Below are 23674 nucleotides of genomic sequence, written 5' to 3'. Positions count from 1 at the left end.
TTTTTAGATTATTTTTATGCCATTATTAAATATTAAATAAATTTTATTATCAGATTATATATAGATAATTTAAATAATACAGTCCAATAAAAAAGGCAGCATTAAAAAATGCTGCCTTCAGTTGTTTATAAATTCTTATTATTCTTTAATAATTTTTACAATAGTTTCAGAATTGTTAATTCTTATCAGATAAGCACCGGTAGTTAAACCTGATAGATCAGTTTGTTCGTTTTCAAACTTTCCTGACTTTACAAGCTGACCAGACATATTGTAAACCTGGTAATAATAGTCTTTTACTTTATCATTTCCTTTGATATACAATACGCTTTTCACCGGATTCGGGAAGAATTCAAGCTTATTTTGTACCACTTTTTCTTCTATTGTTGTTTTTGCTAAAATATTTGTTGCTTTAGCAGTGGAAGTTGTTGTTACCTGTAATCTTGGGATTGGTCCTGCCTCGTACGCTCCATCAGTTTTTACTTTTACGCAACGACAGCTTGCCCCGAAATATGGATCATTATTGTCATGGAAAGCTTGAATGAAGTTTTGAGTAACAAAATTTGGCACATTACTACTATCAAACTTTTTAAACATTAAATTAATTGGTCTTCCATTAAAGTTTGAGCTTAGACCAGCCGTCCAAAATCCTGTATAAAGACTACCATTTTTATCTCCTTCTGATGATGCATAATTAGGAATTGAATTAGTAGAAACACTTCTATAGCCTCTCATTCCCGTAAATATTGCATAGTTACCAATTTTATAGTCATTATTATTAAACATAAAACCCGCAAATCTCTTTTTTCCAACTCTTACCTGAGTACCAAAGTTATCTGTTATGATTCTATAAGCACTTGCGGCTCTATAACCTTTTCTATACCATGGGGAAAGTCCATAATCTTCTACTGCTATGGGATTGTCTTTAGTTGAAGCCAAAACAGCCACTCCCGTTACATCAGGAATTCTCCAACCAGCAGGACAAGGATCAAAAGGCGATTTTTTATCGCCTCTTCCCCAACGATCAGCTGCCAGGTTTGGTTCAGTCGAAAGCCAATCTGAACCAGTTCTTCCGTCACTATATAATGTACTTGGCACCATAAATGCAAGTGGATTTTTTACTGAATATGACAATACTTTTGCAATTTTTTCTGATGGTTTATCTGTTGCTAAAACATTTGCATTAGTAGAATTACTGTATGTATTATATTGTTTTATATAATTAGTATTATAGCTCTCTTCAGTTAATAATGTATAAGATATTGTTCCATTAGCAGCTACAGTTCCAGAATAATATTGGACTGCATTAGATTTGTAAGGATATATCACCACACCATTTTTATCTCGGAAATCTTCATCCGACGCCGGTCTATATGTAGGAATAGGATCTTTTCTGCCCCATTGATAATGAAGTCCACCAGACAATACTATTTTATCAGGAGATCCAGGCAAAGCCGTCTCAGGATTCAAATTATCTCCAGGAATCGTTGGAAAAGCTTCTATTGCTCCTAAATTTCTATCCATTATTTCCGTATCCAAGACCTCGCTTTTCTTTACGAAATTTATATAGTTTGCAGCATTTGCATCCGGTTGGTCAGTAGTATAAGGTGTAGAACCAATTGGTGTATTTGTCACCCAGATATGCCAGCTCCAGTAAACAGGATTAGTGATACTTCCGTTATGTAAAGTAACTACCGCATTCCCACTTTTATTAGCATTTACAGTAATCTTTATCTTTGAAGTACTAATTGCTGATAAAGATCCCGGCTGATCTACAGAGATTGTTTTAATTAAACCAGTATCTGTAGTCCACAATACATTTGTTTTTAAAGCATCAAAACTTGATGTGTTTAAAATTCCCGGATTGTTTAATAATTGACTTTGAACCGAGAACGCTTTACTTATTGGAATCTCAATAACAGATTCCGATGTAGATTTTACTATTGTATAGGTATTAGGATTATTCATCCCTTCCATATACTGTCCTTCCGTAAAGAACTCAGTAGGGAAATTATAATCATTCACTACATATAATGGATCTTTTGCACATCTACATCCATTAGCGCCGGAAGTTTCTCCCATAGATAACGGCTCATAGAAATATCTACCATTAATATTCGGGAAATTCGGATCGGGAACATCAGGCTGCTCTTTATCGGGAACTAAGAATAGGGCTCTTGCAACCATAGATGGAGAAGCATCAAAATGTCTTACCATTGTTGCTGTCCATAATGCAGTGTGATGCTGGTCAGAATATTGACCTAAATGTCTGTTTATTAGCAATTGCCCTGTTCCCGGAAATTTACCCATATTTAAGCCATTGACATTTGAAAGGTCATAACCTAGATTAGTATAAAGCTTGAAGCCTTTCATAAAGCTAGGTGTATTGGCGTCAGTAGGTTTTATTATTTGATATTTATTTGCTTCAAAGTCATTTTTTCCCATGTTTGTTCTTACACCAAATGGAGAGAAGTCGATTCTAATATCATCAATATAATTTGTTGATGCTTCATTCGCAGTTAAAACCGAGGGCACTCTCCAGCCATTAGGGCATGGGTCATAAGAAGATTTATTTTTATAAGGCTGTGCATCGCTATCATTTTTGTAACTATCTCTATAAAATCCTTCAGAGTTATCAGACCATAAATTAAGTTCAGAAAGACGGTTATCTGTAAGTTCCGGTGACTTTCCGAACCAGTTTAACATAAATTTTTTATTAGCGTCGTAATAAGCAAGGTCTAAACTGCTATTTCCAACATAAATAAGACTTAAAGGGTTTTTAATTGAAAATGAGATGTTATTTCTAACATTTGCATTCGCTAATGGAATATACCTTCTAAGGGTATCAATCTTTTTTGAATCAGCAGTAAATTGTGCATTTCTATGCCTTATTCTTCCTATAGAACCAGAAACTTCATAAGAGTCATTTCCTTTCGTTGTTAAAGGAGGTATAGGGTCTTTTCTACCCCATTGATAAAGCAATCCTCCATTTTTAGTCCAGTTACCGGAAGTTAAGGAGCTGCTCATTGCTCCTAAATTTCTGTCCATCCAACCCCAATCGGAATCAGGAATTAGCTCAACGGTTCCATCATTTTTCTGTCTTCTTAGTGCATCAAAACTTTTATACTTTGCCCCGTTTGTTGGATCATCGGTTACCCAAACATGCCAAGACCAATAAACCTCACCACCAATTTTCAATGCAATAACGGCATTACCTTTTTTAGCTTTGTTTACCGGAATTTTAATTTTAGCATTTTCACCTGAGCCTACAACTTCCAAGCTGTAATTATTGCCTGATTTGATAAGCCCATGTGTATCTTCCCATAAGACATCGGCTGTCATTACACCTGTAGGAACACCGTTACCTCCAATATATTTATCGTTTTTCCACATTGCGAAAGCTTTCTTTATGGGAATAAATAAACCATCGTTTGCACCGTTAGGGTCGAAAACATAGCTGTTTGGTGCTTTCGTCCAATCTAATACCTTATTATCCGGTTGAGCTCCTGCTTTTAAAGTATAACAAACATTTGAGCATTCTCCTGTATCCAATGCTGTATTGAAAATGCCCACATAATTAATGAATTTAGCGATCTCACTTTGAATGTCCGGTAAAGATCTTACTGACTGAGAAGTTGTAGTGGCATCATTTCTTAATGCCCCCATACCATATAATGTCATTTCCGGAGTGTTTGAAACAATGAAGTTTTCTGAACCCGGACCTCTTCTTGCTCCTCCCTGATCATTTCCGTACCCAAAAAATGCTGCGCCGTAATTGCTATCCGCCGTTAAGGCGATGAATGTGCCATTGCTTTTGTATACCCTTAAACCTGTAGCCTGACTGGAAACAATAACAATTGGCTCCTGATCATTCATAAATTCAGAAAGTTTTTCATGAATAGAATTATACAGATTGAAGTATCGGCTTTGCAGTTGGCCTGGATTTTTGAAATCATGATAACCAGGGCCATTAGAATCTTCAGGCCATTGACTGAATTTCATCATTAATCCGTTTATCGAAAACTTACCTGCTATCATGTAAACAGGATCATTGTAAGTATATAAATACGGTGTTGGGTGGCCTGCTCCTGCATTATAAATGAATTCAGGAGTAGAACCTAAAACACTTGTAGCTAAACCGGAATTCGTTATTTTGACAGATTTAGCACCATTGGTATCAATAGTAAGAAGACTCGGGTTTGCTGGTGAAAACACTACATCATCTTTTTTGTTGTTCATCAGAACATTTCCCAGTTTGTTCCAGAAATGTGCAGAAGTTACCCTGTCTTTTACACCTGTTACTTTACCTGTTGCATCAGTAAGAAGCGTCCCGTCTTTTTTAGGAGTCAGAAGAATAGTATATTCATTTTCATCCAAATCACAATTTGCTGCTGAATAATCTCCAAATTTGTAGTGATTAATAGATTTTTCCCAAACCACACTACTAAAATTTGACAGATTAGTATTAGAGCTCAGTTCAATTTTTACGTTATAAGAAGATTGTGTAGATGCAGGTAATTCAAAGCTGGCCTTAATGCTCTCATTATACTGATTGTAAGAATAAAGATTCTTGCACCATGCAGTAAGCCATTCACCTTGAGCATTTTGATATTTGATTGATAATTTCACGTGATCACTGGTAAAAGGCTTTGTAAGCTTACCAACAATGACTACCAATCCCTTCTCATTCACGTTTTGCTGAACAGTAAATCCAGCATCAAGATTATAAACATAGGGGGTTACCAGTTTTTTTAGAACTGTTTTTGGTTTTGCATGTTCAGGAAACGGATTCCGAACGGCTGCATGTGTCGAGACGACCATAAGAGTCGTAGCAAAAATCGACAAAAAGGATTTTTTTTCATAAGTTAAGTTAAACGTTTGTGCTTTATATTTATATACAATTATCCACCAAAGAAAATTGGCAGTACAGCAAAAAAATCAAAAATGAATAGGTGTAGTATGTAAAAAATTCAGAGTACTCTGAAAAAGGATTGTAGTTTTCATAATTTGTGTTTTAAAATTTCGAGGTAAAGATATACTTTTTTTGAAAAAAATATAAATTAAATAATTTTTTTTAATCTTTTTTGAAAAAAAGGCTCTAAAAAACGAGCAACAATATATGCAATAAACATTATAAATAAAGAAGAAATTACAGGAAGTAAAAAATAGGGAATGTGAGGAAAATATTTATTAATTTTTATAATCAATGAAACAAGCATATTTTCATGTAATAAGTATAATGGATAACTTATAAAACCTACAAATTTAAAAACCTTTGTAGAAAAAATAACCCCAAATCTTTTCCAGAACAAAGCAAGAAAGAAAATAATACAAAGTACTACCAAATACACCAGCATTATAAAATCCTGAAATTTGTATACGTAAAACAAAGAACAGATAGTAGCTAAAACCATCATCCAAAGATATTTCTTTTCTCGGTTATAAAAATATACATAACTGAGCGCTCCCGCCACAAACCATCCGAAGTGAATAAAGGAACCAATATAAATTTTCATCCATGAAGCTTCCTGAAGAATACTGCTAAAGCACAAAAGCTGTAAAAAAAGAGCAGAAAGATAAATTATAAATATACCTGCTAATGCAATATTTCTTTTAAATAAAAAATAAAAGGCTCCAAAAATGATATAAAATTTTACTTCAACAAATAATGACCAAAATGACAATTCCAAAACAGGAAAATCTGTTTTAAAAATTTTTTCCAAGATACTGTTATTAATAAAAGTGATACCTGGCAAAAGAGATTTCAGCTTCGGGATTCCGAAAGGTCTTTCATAGAAGAAATAAGCTGTAGAATAAATTATTAAACTACATATGAGCATACTCGGAAAAAGACGCACCCATCTGTTTTTTAAAAATTTCCAAAAATTAGTTGTTCTTTCTACAGACATTAAAATAACGAAACCGGAAATAAGAAAAAACAATTGAACCCCTAAACTACCATATTTAAATAAAATACAATCACTGTAAAGTTTTTTATATGGATAATAATCAAACCAAATATAATATCCATGAAAAAGCAGTACAAGTAAAATGGCAAGTCCTCGTAACCCGTCAAGCACTAAAATTCTTTCTTTTTTCTCTTTACTCATGAATAAATTAATTAGGGTAGAACATGGTTTTTATACAAGTCAATCGTAAATCTTCCAGAGGTAATATTTTTAAAACTGGAAAATACCACAAAATTAAATATCACAAAACACAAGATAAAAAGATGAATCATCTTCTTACCATTATTAGAAACCACATACATGGAATTAGGTATGATAATATAACCGAAACCTACAAAAGTACCTGCAAGCCTGGAAGCAAAGATTGGATTATTTCTAAAAATAAAGAACAGACATATCCCCATCACCGCATATACTCTATGATATTCGTAATAAGGATACTTTTCAACCATTTTTGAATCAAAAACAAACAGGAAAAAAGTAAGAATTGCCATCATACCTTCAGGAATACCAAATCCCCCGTTAAGCCTTTCAACACTTTCATCAACATATCCATTAAAGCCTATTGACAAAGTATTATCCGCTGCTATATTATTTAAAAAACTTCCGAATGACCTATAGACCTCAAAAGGGGATAAAAATATTGAAGTGATAATTAATAGAAACATTACTGCTTTGTTTAAAGGAATACGAGCAAGCCAATACATGGGTAAGAAAAGATAACAGACACTATGGATACCCCCCGCAAGATAAATGCATAATAAATAAGACCAAAACCTTCTTTCTTTTATATATCTTATTGCAAAATAAACAATAAAAGAACCCAAATTCTGCCTGATCTGCCCACTCTCTCCTATAAAAAATCCGGGAATAAAAAGCATTGCCATAATAGTAAATGGATAAAAAGTATTCTCCTCAATGTACTTTAGTTTAAAAAAAATGGCAAGCGCTGCAATTACAAGTGTCAGCATAAAAAAGGGAGCATTGAAAATATTAATCAAAACCTTATTGATAAGTACGAATAACCATTCAACCTCCATTGGCTGTGGAGGATCCAGATGAAGAGCAGTAAACAGGAAAGTAATATATTCTTTTGTATCAGAATAAACATATATGCTCCGATAACTTCCATAATCAGGCCCTACACTATCTCTAAGTCCAGCAATTATTATCAGATAAACTCCCAAGCCCCACAGATACCTATTATCAACTTTTTTCCCGTACACCTCCTGAAAGCTAAAAAAAAGCATAACAACCAGGGCAATAATATAATATGGATGTAATAAATGCATTGCTAAATATGATATTTTTTAAACTGATAAGACGCCGTCACAATTCCCGTAAGAATCAAAGGCATAAATAATCTGGTTTCCCAGAATAGCCCCACCAAAGTAATCATTATAATATAAGGAGAAGCAAAAAAAAGATATTTTTTGATCATTATTTTTCCTGTCTCATCACAAAAATGATAACTTAAATAAACACTCAAAAACCCAAACAGCAATCCCATCAGGTTATAAGGACTCGTGAAATTTTTCACCAAATAAATCCCTTCTACAAAAGAAGCCTGCTGATGAATAATTAATCTCAACCCAATATATGGCAGCACAAAAGCAATAATCAGGAAAATAGTTTCTTTTACAAAAGCAAAATTTCTCTCTTTTATATTATTAAAATCAATAAAAACCGTCGCAAAAAAAGCAATATTAAGACAGGCCGTCTCTCTTATAAATGTTGAAATAAAAATAATAACACTAAGACCAATGAGGTCTGAAGGCTTTCTATTTTGAAGATATTTTAAGGTAAAAAACATACCCCATACATAGAAAAACATTGCTATACAATCGCAATTCGTAGGGACATACTGCATAATGACCACAAAAAAAACAGCAATCAGGTGCATCATCCTACTGACATTACCATTTAATAAAAATTCAACCGGCTTTAACTTCAATATTAAATCTAAAACAACCGAAGTAAGGACAAAAAAGAAAACATTAATAAGAAATGTTGTATGATAAAATATTGATCCTTGCTTCAAAAGAAAATTTTTCGCGAAAGGAAGATAATAATCAATAATAAAACCCAGTATCTCTGTCCCGCGTACGCTCAGGTAATTCGGGATTACACGATAGGCATACACCGATGAAAACATAAAATCCGGAGCTTTTTCCCATGACTTGATACCCACCACATAGGAAGTTTCAAATCCGTAATAGGAAATAAAGAACAATAAAAATGGGAAAATTATAACAAATAAAAATCCATTTATTTTTTCATCAATTATTTTAAACATGCTCAATCTAAGCCTTATTACTCAGTAATTTTTTTGTTTTAAAATGTATTTCATCATCGGGAACTTTTGCAAAAGTATATTTTTTTTTCATTTTAGCTAAATATTTTATTGATTTTCAATGAAAACTTATTGTTAAAACTTTTTAAACTAATAATGAAAAATTTAAATTTGCAGACTTGATTTTACAATATCATGCATCGCTTCTTTATATTTTTATATTATCTGATCTCTAAAAACAAGATTTTCTCTGTCTTTTTTGCAGTCGGAATTGCTGTTTTATGCGGATTTTTTGCTTCAAAAATTAATTTTGAAGAAGATATCAATCAGATCATTCCTAAAAATGAAAAATCAGATCTTACGGCAAAAGTCTTGAAGCAGCTTAACTTTTCTGATAAAATCATTGTCATTATTGAAAACAAATCCAAAGAAGAAAATTTTCAATTATCAGAATCTGCCGATACTTTTTTAACCAAAATTGAACCTTTGCAAAAATATATCAGTTCGATACAAGGAAAAGTAAATGATAATGAAATTTCAGAAACTTTTGATTTTGTCAATAAAAACTTGCCCCTATTTTTAAGTGAAAGCGATTACAAAGAAATCGAGAGAAAACTTCAGAAAGACAGCATCGCCAAACAAGTAGAAAATAATTATGTCTCTCTGGTTTCACCTACAAGCCTCGTTACCAAAGAATTCATCAAAAAAGACCCCCTTGGCATCACATTTTTAGGCATAAAAAAACTCAACGCGCTGAATATCAGCAAAGATTTTAAGCTAGAAGATAATTACATTGTGACTAAAGACGGAAAAAATCTTCTTCTTTTTATTGACCCAAAAAACAAAAGCAACGATACTAAAAATAATGAAACATTTGTCAATCAATTAAATGAAATAAAAGACAGTCTTAATAAACAATTCAAAGGAAAAACAGAGATAAGCTATTTCGGCTCACCTGTGATTGCAGTAGCCAATGCCCAACAGATCAAAAAAGACATCCAGAGCACCGTAATGATATCAATTATAATGCTTTTGATACTTTTAATGTACTATTTCAGAAACTTTTTCACTCCTATTATTGTATTTCTACCCACCATTTTTTCGGTTTTACTCGCTTTATTAATTTTATATTGTATTAAAGATAAAATTTCCGCCATTTCACTGAGTGTCGGCGCCATCCTGATCGGAATTACGATTGATTATGCCCTGCATATTTTAACACATTACAAGCATAACAACAATATTGAAGAGCTTTACAAGGAAATCACCCAGCCCATTATCTTAAGCAGTGCAACAACGGCTGTCTCTTTTCTTTGCCTGGTTTTCGTACGTTCAGAAGCTTTGAAAGATCTTGGCCTTTTTGCGGCGATTACAGTGATTTTGTCTTCCGTAACGGCCTTAATCATTGTCCCTCAATTATATAAGCCAAAAAACAAGGAAAATCTCAATACCAATTTTATAGACAAAATCGGTTCGTATGCTTATGAGAAAAACAAACCCTTGATTATCATCTGTTCGGTGATCATTCTTGCCTGTCTGTTCGGTTTCAGGCATGTCGGCTTCAATGAAGACATTAGCGACCTGAATTATATTCCGAAAGAGTTAAAAATCAGCGAGGCCAAACTGCAGAAGCTTTCAGACATCACCTCAAAATCTATTTACACCATTTCTTACGGAAACTCTGAAGAAGAAACTTTGGCAAGAAATTCCAGGCTGGGGAATTTTTTAGAAAAAGAAAAGCAGGAAGGGAAGATTTTGAGCTACAATTCTCTCGGAAATGTTGTTTTATCTAAAAAAGATCAACAGAAAAAGATTAAAGAGTGGAAAAAATTCTGGGACACCAACAAGAAAAACCAAACAATATCCGAATTAATTAAAAACGGTAATCAATTTGGTTTCAATAGTTCAGCTTTTGATCAGCTCAATGAAAATTTAAATAAAAATTATTCTATTTTAAGTTTAAAAGATTACAAGAAAATAAAAGCTTTACAGATTTCAGAATTCTTAAGTCAGGAAAATGGTTTTTATACCGTTTCCAACGTTGTAAAAGTTGATGATAAAAAAAGAGACACTTTCATAAAAGATGTAGAAAAAAATCATGATGTACTCGCCATTGACCGCCAGCAGATGAATGAAAATTTTTTAGGATTATTAAAAAGAGACTTTAATACATTAATTAATTATTCTCTTTTAGCGATTGTTTTAACGATCATTGTTTTCTTCAGGAATTTTGAGCTTACCGTTCTCACGATGTTCCCGATTGTTTTAACGGGAGTCGTTACAGCGGGAATCCTGTACTTTCTTGGTTTGGAACTCAATATTTTCAGTACGGTAGTTTGCACATTGGTTTTTGGTGTCGGTGATGATTTCAGCATTTTCCTTACGCAGGCCATGCAAAAGGAGCATACCACCGGCAAAAACGAGCTACCTACTTATAGAATTTCCATTATACTGGCGGTTTTCACCACCATCCTTTCCATAGGATCATTGATATTCGCAAAGCATCCGGCATTGCATTCATTGGCTCTCGTAGCGCTGATCGGGATGTTTTCCGTGATCATTATCACCTCCACCCTGTATCCGTTCTGGTTCAGATTATTAATTACAAACAGGGCTAAAAAAGGACTTTCACCTATTACTTTCAGATTATTTCTTAACTCAGTTATATCATTTCTGTATTACGGTTTAGGAGGATTGTTATTTTCCGCAGTTGGAAGCATTTTTGTAAAAAATTCTAAAGGCAAAACATTAAATTTAATTAAATTAATCTTAGCTAAATTTTTAACTTCTGTATTATACTCCAATCCATTTGTAAAGAAGAAGGTCATTAAAAACTCGAAAGAAGATTTCAGTACACCTGCCGTAATCATTGCCAACCATACCTCATTTCTTGATACGTTGGCTCTGGCGATGAGCAGTCACAAAATCATTTATCTGGTGAATGACTGGGTGTACAACTCTCCCATTTTCGGAAAGCTGGTGAGGGCTTTAGGTTTCTATCCGGTTTCCCAGGGAATCGAAAACGGCATGGAAAAACTGAAAGAAAAAGTGGAGCAGGGCTACTCTTTGGTCGTTTTTCCGGAAGCAGAGCGTTCTTATACAAATGAGGTAAAGAGATTCCACAAGGGTGCTTTTTATATTGCAGAGGAATTCGGGCTGGATGTTGTTCCGGTATACATCCATGGAAATTCTGAGGTGCTTCCGAAGGGAGATTTTATCATTTATGACGGAGCAATTACTGTAAAAGTCGGAGACAGAATAAAAAAAGATGATCTGACTTTTGGGAAAAATTATTCCGAGAGAACGAAAAAAATCAATGCTTATTTCCGAGAAAAATTTGCAGTATTAAGAAGCGAGCTTGAAGATGAGAATTATTTTAAGAAAAAATTATTTTTAAGCTTTTTATATAAAGATAGTGAAATTGTAAAAGCGGTAAAAGCGGATTTCAACCACAATAAATCCGTTTATTTTGAACTGAACAAACATATTCCGAAAGATGTCAATATCCTGCATGTTGCAGATGATTTCGGACAAAAAGATGTTTTGATGACATTCCAGGAAGCCGGCAGGCGGATTTTCAGCCGGATTAAAAATGACGAAAAAAGAACCGTTGCCCAACAGAATTATATGGTAAAAAGAAGAAAAATTAATTATATAAAGGATCTTTCGGAAATCAATAAAAGCATAGACGTTCTGTTGGTCTCGGATAAAAATTTCAATAGCAGCGAAATAACAAAATTACCTGAAACGATAATTTTTATGAATATTAATCATCCTTCTTTCGATAATGCTAATTATAAATTAAAATTTTGCTCAGAATCGTTAAAAATATTTAAAATCGGATAATAAATTGGAAAAGCATATTTTTGTAAACCATAAAAAGTATTAATGAGAAAAAATATACTGATTATATATTATTCGCAGACTGGCCAGCTGGAAGATATTGTGAAAAACGTTGCCCACCCTTTTGAGGAGAAAAAGGAGGAATATGATGTTACTTATTACAATATCCAGCTGAAGAAAGATTTTCCTTTCCCGTGGTCCAGCGATATTTTCTTCAATACATTCCCTGAATCTTACCTGCAGATTCCCAGTGAAATCCTGCCTCCGCCGGAAGAGGTTTTGAATAAGAAATTTGATTTAATCATTTTTGGTTATCAGGTTTGGTATTTAACGCCTTCTATCCCGATTATATCTTTCCTGAAAAGCGGTTTTGCAGAAAATATCCTAAAAGATATGCCTGTCGTTACCATTTCCGGAACACGAAATATGTGGATGCTTTCGCAGGAAAAACTGAAAGTTTATTTAAAAAATCTGAAAGCAAAACTCGTAGGGAATATTGCTTTGGTAGACCGTCACGATAATTATACAAGCGTCCTGACCATCCTCCGTTGGATGACCACCGGAAAAAAAGAAAAATCGGGATTGCTTCCCGCAGCCGGAGTTTCTGATGAAGAAATTAACGGATCCGGAAAATATGGCAGAATTATTGAAGCACATTTCCGCAATAATGATCTGGATACCTTGCAGACCGACCTGGTAAAAAACAACGCTGTAGAAATCCGGGCATTTTTAGTAAGAGTAGAAAAAGTAGGCAATAAGATATTCACTATATGGTCTAATCTCATCATCAAGAAAAAAGAAAAGCGACCATTGCTTATTAAATTCTTTAAGGTATATTTGATGGCCGCGATCTGGATTATCTCTCCTATCGTATTGGTTTTACACTTATTAACAACACCTATCTTTTGGTTTAAAAGAAAAAAACAAAGACAATATTTACAAGGAATTAATTTAAAATAGGATGAACGACGTATTCATAACAAAAGCATTTACATATTTACCCAATGAGCCGGTTTCTAATGACGAAATGGAAACGTATCTTGGTTATATAAACGGCGCTCCTTCAAAAGCAAAATCTATTATTTTAAGAAATAACAAGATTACTACGAGGTATTATGCGTTAGACAAAGAAGGAAACCCTACACACACCAATGCTCAGATTGCTGCCAATGCAGTAAAAGGTCTGTTTGATGACAAATTCACAAAAGAAGACATGGAACTTCTTTCTGTGGGGACTTCCTCTCCGGATCAGATCCAGCCTTCCCACGCTTCTATGGTGCATGGAGAGCTTGAAATGCATAAATCTATAGCTATCAATACTGCATCCGGTCTTTGTAATTCTGGGATGAATGCTTTAAACTATGGCTTCCTTTCTGTAAAAGCAGGAGTTCACAAAAATGCAGTCTGTGTAGGTTCCGAAAGAATGTCTGCGTGGATGACTGCTGATAAATTCAATCATGAAGCTGAAAATTTAATTCTTTTGGAAGAAAGACCGATCATTGCTTTCAAAAGAGAGTTTTTAAGATGGATGCTTTCTGACGGAGCAGGAGCTTTCTTATTAGAAGGGCAGCCGCGAGAAAATGAAGTTTCATTAAAGATAGAATTCATTGATTTCTATTCTTATGCTCACGAAATTGAAGCCTGCATGTATGCCGGAACCGAAAAGCAGGAAGACGGAAGCCTGAAATCATGGGCAGATTACCCTTCTGATGAGTGGTTGAAGCAATCTATTTTTGCATTAAAACAGGATACTAAAATTTTAGATAAATATATTTTGGTAAAAGGAGCTGAAAGTTTGAAATCATCTTTTGACAAGCACAATCTTGATCCCGCATCTATCGATCACGTTTTGGCGCATATTTCTTCAGGTTATTTTAAAGAAGGTTTAAAAGATGAATTTGCAAAAGTAGGCCTGGATTTCCCATGGAAAAAATGGTTCTATAACCTTTCTGAGGTTGGAAACATCGGGGCAGGTTCTATTTTCATCGCTTTGGAACAATTAATGAATTCCGGGAACTTGAAAAAAGGCGAAAAAGTGCTTCTTTGTGTTCCTGAAAGCGGAAGATTTGCTTATTCTTGTGCTTTATTAACGGTTTGCTAATGAAAAACAAGTTACCAACATCTGATCAGAATTTTGTGGAAAGCTTAATTCCACAAAGATTTCCTTTTGTTATGGTAAACAGCATCACTGAATATTCTGAAAATCATTTAGTTTCAGGATTTGAAATAAAAGAAGAAAATATTTTTGTTCAGGACGGGATTTTTCAGGCTTCAGGTTTGGTAGAACATCAGGCTCAAAGCGTGGCTTTACATACAGGGTACAAGTTCTATCTTCTGGGAAAGGAAGCTCCGACAGGTTATATTGGTGCCATTAAAACCTTTGAGGCAAAAGCTTTACCCAAGTTAGGAGACCAGCTGACCTCTGAAATTTCTATTATCAATGAAATGTTGGGCGTGACGTTGGTAGATGTCATAACGAAGCTTAATGATGAGGTAATTGCAAAATCTCAGATGAAAACTGTAGTAATGTAATTATACATTAATAAACCTCATAGGTTTTTGAAACCTATGAGGTTTGTCAAAATAAAATTGGAATTAATGGAAATCAAGGAAGAAAACATCATCAACATCCACAATTTTCTGCCACATCGCGAGCCGATGCTGATGGCAGATTATATCCTGGAACTTACCAAAGAAAAAGTGATTACTTCCTTTGAAATAAAAGAAGACAACGTTTTTGTTCATAATATTGAATTCGTTGAAGCGGGTTTAATTGAAAATTTAGCCCAAACCTGTTCATCAATTCTCGGACAAAGCTTCTTCGAAAATCCAGAAACAGATACGAAAGTGATTGGTTTCATTACCAATATCAAGAAAATTGAAGTTTTCGCCTTACCGAAAGTTGGTGATACAATCATTTCAAAAGCATCATTGATTTCTCAGTTTGAAAACATCTGCAATATCTTTTGTGAAACTTTTCTTAATGATGAATTATTGATAAGGGCTGAAATTAATTTGTTTATCCAAGAAGTAAAACACTAATAATCAATGAAAAAACAAGACCTACCTCAAGACGAGAGCAATCTGAAATCAGCCAACATGACTGAGGTTTTGTATGTGACTGATGAAAACAACAACTATACAACAGCAAACAGTATTGGTTGGGACGTGAAAAAAGCAGCTTTAGATGAATCTTTAGCCTTAATTAACGAAAGAATTGAAGAAGCAAGACAAAATGTTGCGAATAATATCGCGAGTCCAATTGTTTATTTCATGGAACTGAATAAAATGGATCTTCAGGTTCTTGCAGCATACGTAGGAATGTGGCAGTGGCGAGTAAAAAGACACGCAAAACCAAAAATTTTTAAAACACTAAGCGAATCCGTACTGAAAAAATATGCCGATGCTTTCGGAATTTCAGTGGATGAATTGAAAAACTTCAACGGTAAATAAATCAAACCTCATAGGTTTTAAAAACCTATGAGGTTTAGTAAAGTTATCCGAGATAAAAAGATAAAACTTAAATGAAACTTAATTTTGAACACCATCAAACCGCACATTGCGAAAACGGTGTTGCCTCTAATTTATTATTAAACAAAGGGTTAAAACTCAGCGAACCCATGATTTTCGGAATCGGTTCCGGATTGTTCTTTGTGTATTTACCTTTTTTGAAAGTAAATTTTGCTCCCGGATTCAGTTATCGTCCGATGCCAGGTGCTATTTTCAGCAAGGCGGCAAAAAGACTGGGAATTAAAATTAAAAGAGAAAAATTTTCAAATCCTGCCGATGCACAAAAAGCATTGGAAAGAAATTTGAATCAAAATATACCAACAGGATTACAGGTGGGAGTTTTCAACCTTACATATTTTCCTGAAGAATATAAATTCCATTTCAATGCTCACAATTTAGTGGTTTACGGAAAAGAAAACGGCAGATTTTTAATCAGCGATCCTGTGATGGATTACGTTACTACCCTTTCCGAAGCCGAACTGGAAAAAGTAAGATATGCCAAAGGTGCACTGCCACCAAAGGGTCACATGTACTACCCGACTTACATCCCTGAACAGGTAAATCTTGAAGAAGCCATCAAAAAAGGCATCAAAGATACTTGTAAAAATATGTTGGCTCCCGTTCCGGTCATAGGAGTAAAAGCCATGCGTTGGGTTGCGAAAAGCATACCGAAATGGGCAGCCAAAAAGGGAACTAAAACGACCAATCATTATTTGGGACAATTGATCAGAATGCAGGAAGAAATCGGTACTGGTGGCGGTGGCTTCAGATTTATTTATGGTGCATTTTTGCAAGAAGCAGCAGTTATTCTTAAGAACAATCAATTAAAGGAATTATCGAAAGAAATTACAACAATTGGTGACCTTTGGAGAGATTTTGCAGTAGATATTGCACGAGTTTATAAAAACAGAAATTCAAAAAGCGATATTTATAATCAACTTTCGAAAACCATGCTTCACATTGCAGATCTGGAAGAAGCCTTCTATAAAAAATTGAGAAAAGCGATCTAAATGGAGAACTTTATTGAGATTAAAAATTTATATAAAAAATATAAAAATGCAGAAGAATTTTCTGTAAATGACATCTCGTTGAATATTGAAAAAGATGAAATCTATGGAATTCTGGGGCCAAACGGAGCCGGAAAAACAACTTTGATTTCCATGCTTTCGGGGTTAATAAAACCTACATCAGGAAGCTTTAAGATCGATGGGTTGTCACCACAGAAAGATGGATATAAATTAAGACAGATTATCGGAATTGTTCCTCAGGAATACGCTTTGTATCCAACTTTGACCGCTAAAGAGAATCTAATGTTCTTTGGAAGCCTTTACGGTTTAAGCCATAAAAAATTAAGAAATGCTATTGGTGAATCTTTGGAAATCATGGGTTTATCAAAATTCGCCGATAAAAAAGTAGAACAGTTTTCCGGAGGGATGAAACGCCGTTGCAATCTGATTGCCGGAACTCTTCACAATCCGAAAGTTTTATTTCTGGACGAACCAACCGTTGGTGTTGATGTTCAGTCTAAAAAAGCTATCATCGACCATCTTTTGGATTTAAATAAAAAAGGGACTTGTATCATTTATACATCGCATCACCTTTCGGAAGCGGAGGAATTCTGTACAAAAATTGCCATCATCGATCACGGAAAAATCCATGCAGTTGGAACTCCTGAAGAATTGGTGAACAGAGTAACAAATGCCGAAAACTTAGAAGATGTTTTCATTTCATTAACCGGAAAAGAATTAAGAGATGTTGTTGTATAAATTGTGGAGAAGCTTCATTAAGGAAATCCTTTTGCTGAAAAGAGATATCGGAGGAATCGTCATTATTTTCGTGATGCCACTATTGCTGATTATCACGATTACCTTGATTCAGGATTCTACTTTTAAAAATCTGGAAGGCTCAAAAATTCCGATTATTTTCATTGATAATGACAAGTCAGAAGTTTCGAAAAACATAAAACAGGAGCTCGAAAGCAGCAAAACATTCGAATTGCTGACCAATTTTACTGAAAAATCTGCGCAGGATGCTGTTTTCGGTGGAGATTATCAAATGGCGATTGTTATTCCTAAGAATTTAACGAAAGATATTAATTTAAATATTGATTCTAAAGTTCAGACCATCGTCAGTTCATTTGGTTTGGAAACAGATTCTTCCGCCGTAAAGAAAACGGTTTCAAAAGCGAAAAATATTCATCTGTATTTCGATCCGGCAACCAATATCGGCTTCAAAAACAATGTGATGAACGCCGTTAACAAAATGGTTTTCGAAATCGAAAATAAAAAGATTTACAAAGCTTTCCAGGATCAATTGGGAACAACCGAAAATCTGGAAGAAAATAAAAATTTAATCAGTTTTAAAGAAATCACGCCTAAAAAAGGAGCAATGGAAGTTATTCCGAATTCCGTTCAACACAACGTTCCGGCTTGGGCTTTGTTTGCGATTTTCTTTATTGTTGTGCCATTGTCTATTAATTTAGTTAAAGAAAAAAGTCAGGGAACGAGCGTGAGAGCGAGAATCAGTCCGACTCCCTATTTTATTCATATTTTAGGAAAAACATTTACGTATCTTATCATTTGTGTCATCCAGTTTTTATTGATGGTTGCTGTAGGAATTTACCTTTTCCCATATATGGATTTACCACAATTCGACGTTACAGGGAAGATGTTCCAGCTAATAATTGTAACTTTATTTGCAGGTTTGGCCGCGATAGGATTTGGTGTTTTATTGGGAACTGTTGCCGACACACAGGAACAGTCTGCGCCTTTTGGAGCAACTTCAGTTGTCGTTTTAGCGGCTGTCGGAGGAATCTGGGTTCCGGTATTTTTAATGCCTGAATTTATGCAGACGATCGCCAAATTCTCTCCTATGAATTGGGGATTAAATGCTTATTACGACATCATTTTAAGAAACAGCGGAATAGGCGGAATTGCTAAAGAAATCACTTTCTTATTTTTATTTTATGTAGCCATGGTCGCTATTTCATTATTTTATGAAAGAAAACAAAATGCAGTGTAAATACTGACATTAATTATATAATAAAAGATGTTTTTAATCTTAATTTTCTTAAACTAAATAAACTTTGTTTATTTCTAAATAATTTTAACCATTAAGAAGATTTAAGAATTTAAACAATAAATTAAGAAATCAATATATTGATTTTATATAAGAACATTAAGCTTAAATCACTTAATTTCTTAAATAAAATCTTAATGTTTCAAATAGAAAAATGGCTAAAAGTCAAAATATATTAAGCTGTACAGAGGAAGTCCGCGTAAGGTTCAACGAAACAGACCCATTGGGGATTGTATGGCATGGACATTATATAGTGTATTTTGAAGACGGCAGAGAGGCTTTCGGAAGACAGCATGGTTTAACGTATCTTGATGTCCAAAAAGCAGGTTATGTGACACCCATCGTAAAAAGTACTTGTGAACATTTTCTTCCATTAAAATATGGGGAGACATTTAAAATTGTAACGACTTTCGTAAATTCCACTTCAGCGAAATTGATTTACAGATACGAGCTTTTTAACGAAGACAATAAATTGGTCTGTTCGGGAGAAACCATTCAGGTTTTCCTGGATTCTGACAATAATTTATGTTTGTATAATCCTGAGTTTTTTCAGGCCTGGAAAGATAAAATGGGATTATCATGAGGAAGGAAATTTACATTACAGATTACAGCTGCGTCACACCTTTAGGTTTTGATGTTTCTTCGAACTGGAATGCCCTTTTGGAAGGAAAATCCGGCGTAGCTTTACATAAAATCATAGAAAATCAGGATCCTTTTTATGCTTCGATGGTTGATTCTGAAAAGTTAAATGAAGAATTCAATAAAAACTTCGACAATCAGAATTTTACAAGGCTTGAAAAAATGTTTTTACTAAGCTTAAAACTTTTAGTCGAAAAACATCAGATTTCAGATGAAACCGCTTTTATTTTATCAACCACAAAAGGAAATATCAGTTTATTAAAAAACCAGGAAACTTTACCGGAAGGCATTTTTCTTTCGAGCTTAGCTCAAAAAATAGCTGACTTTTTCGGATTTAAAACAAAACCCATTGTTGTTTCTAATGCCTGTGTTTCCGGAGTAATGGCGATTGCTGTTGCCAAAAATATGATTCAGGCAGGAAAATATAAAGATGCTTTTGTCATTGCCGGAGACGAAATTTCAGAATTTGTGATTTCGGGTTTCAACTCTTTTCAAGCAATAGGAACAGAAATTTGCAAACCCTACGACAAAAACCGTGACGGAATTAACATAGGTGAAGCAACTGCAGCAGTTTATATAACTTCTGAATTCAAACAAAACGAAAAATTTAGTTTTAAAATTTTAGGAGATTCAGCCATCAATGATGCAAATCATATTTCAGGACCTTCAAGAACTGGTGACGGATTGTTTGCAAGCATTAAAAATGCAATGATTGAAGCCAAAATCCCAACAGGAAAAATTGATTTTATTTCTGCCCACGGAACGGCAACCATATACAACGACGAAATGGAAGCCATCGCTTTCAACCGAATGGAATTACAGAATATTCCGTTGAACAGTATGAAAGGCTATTACGGACATTGTTTAGGAGCTTCAGGATTGTTAGAAAGTATCATTTCAATGGAATCTGCTTTGAATAATACTTTAATTCCATCCAAAAACTTTGAAGAAACGGGAACTTCCCAACCTTTGAATATTATTAAAGAAAATCAACCTGCAGAAATCAAGTATATTTTGAAGACAGCTTCAGGTTTTGGCGGATGTAATGCGGCAATCGTTTTGGAAAAATGTTAAAAATGAAAACGATGAAGAAAATAGACATTTGCACCATAGAAAATTCAAAAATCATTCTTAACAACGGCATTATTTTTGAAACCCCAACTGAAAATTTTTCAGATTTTGCTAAAGAAGCTTATAAAAGTTTAGACTTAAATTATCCTAAATTTCATAAAATGGATAATCTCAGCAAACTCGCTTTTCTTGCTTCTGAAATGATTTTAAAAGATGAAGATCACAGCAGAACAGCTCTGGTCTTTGCCAACAGATCATCAAGTTTGGACACTGATTTTAAATATCAGGAAAGCATCAATTCTCAAGAAAATTATTTTCCAAGTCCTGCCGTTTTTGTGTATACTTTGCCTAATATTTGTGTGGGTGAAATCAGTATTAAACATAAAATGCAAACAGAGAATGCTTTTTTTGTTTTGGATGAATTTGATGAACAATTTTTAAACGAGTATTCAGAACATATCTTACAGTCGGGTAAGGCTGATAAAGTATTGTGCGGCTGGGTAGAACTCTATCAGGAAAGTTATAAAGCTTTTGTATATTTGCTTACTTTGTAATTTAACAATATAAAAGTGTACCAGTTTACCAATCTTAAAATAATTTTATAATTATTGTTACATTGTTAAACTTTTACATTGGTACATTATAAATGAAATTTATTTATGGAAAACTTAAAGGAAGAATTAAAGCACAAAATTATCGAAGTTCTTAATTTAGAAGACGTCGCAGTAGAAGAAATCAAAGATACAGATCCGTTATTTGGAGGAGGTCTTGGGTTAGATTCCATCGACGCATTGGAATTGATCGTGCTCTTGGATAAAGAATATGGAATAAAATTAGCCGATCCGAAAAAAGGAAAGGAAATTTTCTCTTCGATCAATACAATGGCAAAATTTATTGAAGAAAACAGAACGAAGTAATTCAATCTAGCAATGTATCAATTTAACAGTTTACCAATATTGTTACACTGTTAAATTGATACATTGCTACATTATAAAATTAAGATGGGTCAAAAAATTGCCATAACAGGAATGGGCATCATTTCCGCCATTGGAAACAATGTGGAGGAAAATTTGAGTTCGCTAAAATCCGGAAAACATGGAATTTCAGACATTAGCTTGTTTGAAACCCGTCATTCCGGATATATCAAAACGGGCGAAATAAAATTGTCTAATGAAGAACTTGTTGAAAAACTTCAATTGAATGAAGATAATAATTCTACAAGAACCTCTTTATTAGGTATGATTGCTGCAAAAGAAGCCGTAGAAAGTGCCGGAATTTCCGACATTAATGAATATAAAACCGGATTAATTTCCTCAACCAGCGTTGGAGGAATGGACGTTACCGAAAAATATTTCTACTCTTACGAGGACTTCCCTGAAAAGCAAAAATATATTGATGCTCACGATACGGGAAATTCATCATTGTTGATTGCAGATTATTTGGGTCTAAAAGGCATGGTTTCAACCATCAGTACAGCATGTTCTTCTGCGGCCAATGCGATTATGATGGGGGCAAAACTGATTAAAAATCGAGTTTTGGATCGTGTGATTGTTGGCGGAACAGATTCCCTTTCAAAATTTACGTTGAATGGTTTCAATACGCTGATGATTTTAACTGATTCTTACAACACCCCTTTTGACAACGACAGAAAAGGTCTGAATTTAGGTGAAGCAGCCGCTTTCATCATTTTGGAATCTGACGAAGTCGTGAAAAAAGAAAACAAAAAAGTGTTGGCCTATCTTTCAGGATATGGAAATGCCAATGATGCACATCATCAAACTGCTTCTTCGGAAAACGGACAAGGTGCTTATTTAGCGATGAAAAAAGCATTGAAAGTTTCAGGTTTGAATAAAGAAAATATCGATTATATCAACGTTCACGGAACAGCAACTCCAAATAACGATTTATCAGAAGGAATTGCGATGATTCGAATTTTTGGAGAAAATAAAGTTCCGGAGTTCAGTTCTACTAAGGCATTTACAGGTCATACTTTAGCGGCGGCGGCGGGAATTGAAGCTGTTTATTCTTTATTAGCGATTCAGAACAATATCATTTTTCCGAATCTGAATTTCAAAACAAAAATGGAAGAATTTGACTTGACACCTGTGACAGAGCTCAAAGAGAAAAATATTAACCACGTTCTTTCCAATTCGTTTGGTTTTGGAGGAAATTGTTCAACCTTAATTTTCTCAAAATCATGAGTGCAGTTTACATCAACAGTGCAGCCTGCATCTCGGTTCAGGACACTTTAAATGAAAAATTTTTCCAAAATCTTAAACCTGAAAATTCATCTCAGGTTTTAAAAGCGATCGAACTCAATTACAAAGAATTCATTCCGCCTGCAGCAAGCAGAAGAATGTCTAAAACAGTAAAAATGAGTTCCGTAGCGTCACAATATGCTTTAAAAGAAGCGGGAATCAAAAATCCCGATGCCATTATTGTCGGAACCGGAATGGGTTGCTCCCAGGATTCCGAAAAGTTCTTAAAAAATGTGATTGATAATAATGAAGAGTTCCTGACTCCGACGTTTTTTATTCAGTCTACACATAATACGGTTGCGGGGCAAATTGCTTTAGGTCTGCAGTGTCACGCGTACAATTTCACCTACGTGAATACATCTTCGTCTTTGGAATTTTCGTTTTTGGATGCAAAACTGCAGATTAATGATGGAGAGGCAGAAAACGTTTTAGTAGGTTCAACAGACGAACAGACAGACCGAACAATGGAGCTGTATAAATTAAACAAAACTATTAAAAAAGAAGAAAATCTTCCTGTTAATTATCTGAACTCAACAACTGATGGTGTCATCTGGGGAGAAGGTGCAAGTTTTTTTGTTTTAGGAAAAGATAAAACAGAAAATTCTTATGCTCAATTGAAAGATATTCAAATCAATAGCAAATTAGATTTGGAAGAAACACAACAATTTATTGAAGAATTTTTAGCTAAAAATAATTTATCTAAAAATGATATTGATGCTGTGATTTTAGGTTTTAGCGGAGATGCAAAATCTGATGTGTATTATACAAAAGCAATGGATTTGTTTGAAAATTCGGCTTTGTTGTATTATAAACATTTAAGCGGAGAATTCAATACAGCAAGTGGTTTTTCGACGTTTATGGCTTGTCATATTTTGAAAAATCAGAAAATTCCGGCAGTGATGATGATTAATTCTGTGAAGAAGAAAGAAGTAAAAAATATTTTGCTTTATAATCATTTGGGAGGAAATGATCATAGTTTGGTTTTGTTGGGAAATGTTTAATTATTTTTGATTCAA

At 34.1% G+C, this 23674-nt stretch carries 19 protein-coding genes; 15 read left to right on the top strand and 4 right to left on the bottom strand.

Annotation, left to right across the window (positions count from 1 at the left end):
* Window positions 1-138: 138 nt before the first annotated feature.
* From BW926_RS01715 to BW926_RS01700, 4 genes are all read right to left on the bottom strand, one after another.
* On the bottom strand, window positions 139-4842 hold the full coding sequence (locus BW926_RS01715; protein ID WP_143756484.1) for a T9SS type A sorting domain-containing protein: 4704 nt from the start codon (window positions 4840-4842) through the stop codon (window positions 139-141).
* A 215-nt stretch (window positions 4843-5057) separates the two neighbouring features.
* Window positions 5058-6107, bottom strand: a complete 1050-nt coding sequence (locus BW926_RS01710; protein ID WP_076443665.1) for an acyltransferase family protein — start codon at window positions 6105-6107, stop codon at window positions 5058-5060.
* An 11-nt stretch (window positions 6108-6118) separates the two neighbouring features.
* Window positions 6119-7258, bottom strand: coding sequence for an EpsG family protein (locus BW926_RS01705; RefSeq protein WP_076443664.1), 1140 nt, complete (start codon window positions 7256-7258; stop codon window positions 6119-6121).
* Window positions 7259-7260: 2 nt separating this feature from the next.
* Window positions 7261-8262, bottom strand: coding sequence for a hypothetical protein (locus BW926_RS01700; protein ID WP_076443663.1), 1002 nt, complete (start codon window positions 8260-8262; stop codon window positions 7261-7263).
* Window positions 8263-8454: 192 nt separating this feature from the next.
* Here BW926_RS01700 and BW926_RS01695 point away from each other — a divergent pair, with 192 nt between their 5' ends.
* The 15 genes from BW926_RS01695 to BW926_RS01625 all read left to right on the top strand — a co-directional run bounded on the left by BW926_RS01695 (window position 8455) and on the right by BW926_RS01625 (window position 23659).
* Window positions 8455-12105 carry an MMPL family transporter gene (locus BW926_RS01695; protein WP_076443662.1) on the top strand — a complete coding sequence of 1217 codons (3651 nt, stop codon included), beginning with the start codon at window positions 8455-8457 and terminating at the stop codon, window positions 12103-12105.
* Between the two features lie 42 nt (window positions 12106-12147).
* The gene (locus tag BW926_RS01690) at window positions 12148-13062 is read left to right on the top strand and encodes a hypothetical protein (RefSeq protein ID WP_076443661.1); all 915 of its coding nucleotides are present in this window, start codon (window positions 12148-12150) and stop codon (window positions 13060-13062) included.
* A 1-nt stretch (window position 13063) separates the two neighbouring features.
* Window positions 13064-14203 (top strand): dialkylresorcinol biosynthesis protein DarB, encoded by a 1140-nt coding sequence (locus tag BW926_RS01685; RefSeq protein WP_076443660.1) that lies wholly within the window; start codon window positions 13064-13066, stop codon window positions 14201-14203.
* Entirely contained in the window at window positions 14203-14634 is a 432-nt protein-coding gene (locus tag BW926_RS01680) for a hotdog family protein (RefSeq protein WP_076443659.1), read from the top strand. The genes BW926_RS01685 and BW926_RS01680 overlap by 1 nt, the downstream gene beginning before the upstream one ends.
* 66 nt (window positions 14635-14700) lie before the next feature.
* Window positions 14701-15144 carry a hotdog family protein gene (locus tag BW926_RS01675; protein WP_076443688.1) on the top strand — a complete coding sequence of 148 codons (444 nt, stop codon included), beginning with the start codon at window positions 14701-14703 and terminating at the stop codon, window positions 15142-15144.
* Between the two features lie 6 nt (window positions 15145-15150).
* Window positions 15151-15555: a flexirubin biosynthesis protein DarG gene (locus tag BW926_RS01670; RefSeq protein WP_076443658.1), complete on the top strand. Its 405-nt coding sequence runs from the start codon at window positions 15151-15153 to the stop codon at window positions 15553-15555.
* A gap of 71 nt (window positions 15556-15626) precedes the next feature.
* The gene (locus tag BW926_RS01665) at window positions 15627-16622 is read left to right on the top strand and encodes a BtrH-related acyltransferase DarH (RefSeq protein ID WP_076443657.1); all 996 of its coding nucleotides are present in this window, start codon (window positions 15627-15629) and stop codon (window positions 16620-16622) included.
* Window positions 16623-17378 (top strand): ABC transporter ATP-binding protein, encoded by a 756-nt coding sequence (locus tag BW926_RS01660; protein WP_076443656.1) that lies wholly within the window; start codon window positions 16623-16625, stop codon window positions 17376-17378. It begins immediately after the preceding gene.
* Window positions 17365-18633, top strand: a complete 1269-nt coding sequence (locus BW926_RS01655) for an ABC transporter permease (RefSeq protein ID WP_076443655.1) — start codon at window positions 17365-17367, stop codon at window positions 18631-18633. Before BW926_RS01660 ends, BW926_RS01655 begins: the two co-directional genes overlap by 14 nt.
* Before the next feature lie 211 nt (window positions 18634-18844).
* Complete coding sequence (locus tag BW926_RS01650; protein ID WP_076443654.1) at window positions 18845-19273, top strand: acyl-CoA thioesterase; 429 nt, start codon at window positions 18845-18847, stop codon at window positions 19271-19273.
* The gene (locus tag BW926_RS01645) at window positions 19270-20403 is read left to right on the top strand and encodes a beta-ketoacyl synthase N-terminal-like domain-containing protein (protein ID WP_076443653.1); all 1134 of its coding nucleotides are present in this window, start codon (window positions 19270-19272) and stop codon (window positions 20401-20403) included. Before BW926_RS01650 ends, BW926_RS01645 begins: the two co-directional genes overlap by 4 nt.
* Window positions 20404-20414: 11 nt before the next feature.
* Window positions 20415-20954, top strand: a complete 540-nt coding sequence (locus BW926_RS01640; protein WP_143756483.1) for a 3-oxoacyl-ACP synthase — start codon at window positions 20415-20417, stop codon at window positions 20952-20954.
* A gap of 105 nt (window positions 20955-21059) precedes the next feature.
* Window positions 21060-21317, top strand: a complete 258-nt coding sequence (locus tag BW926_RS01635) for a phosphopantetheine-binding protein (RefSeq protein WP_076443651.1) — start codon at window positions 21060-21062, stop codon at window positions 21315-21317.
* A gap of 84 nt (window positions 21318-21401) precedes the next feature.
* A complete protein-coding gene (locus BW926_RS01630; RefSeq protein WP_076443650.1) occupies window positions 21402-22601 on the top strand; it encodes a beta-ketoacyl-[acyl-carrier-protein] synthase family protein in 1200 nt (399 codons plus the stop codon).
* Window positions 22598-23659 (top strand): beta-ketoacyl synthase N-terminal-like domain-containing protein, encoded by a 1062-nt coding sequence (locus tag BW926_RS01625; RefSeq protein WP_076443649.1) that lies wholly within the window; start codon window positions 22598-22600, stop codon window positions 23657-23659. The genes BW926_RS01630 and BW926_RS01625 overlap by 4 nt, the downstream gene beginning before the upstream one ends.
* Window positions 23660-23674 lie beyond the last annotated feature (15 nt).

The organism is Chryseobacterium sp. RU37D (assembly GCF_900156075.1).
In the GTDB taxonomy this organism is placed as follows: domain Bacteria; phylum Bacteroidota; class Bacteroidia; order Flavobacteriales; family Weeksellaceae; genus Chryseobacterium.
This window is presented reverse-complemented; position numbering and strand designations above follow the sequence as displayed.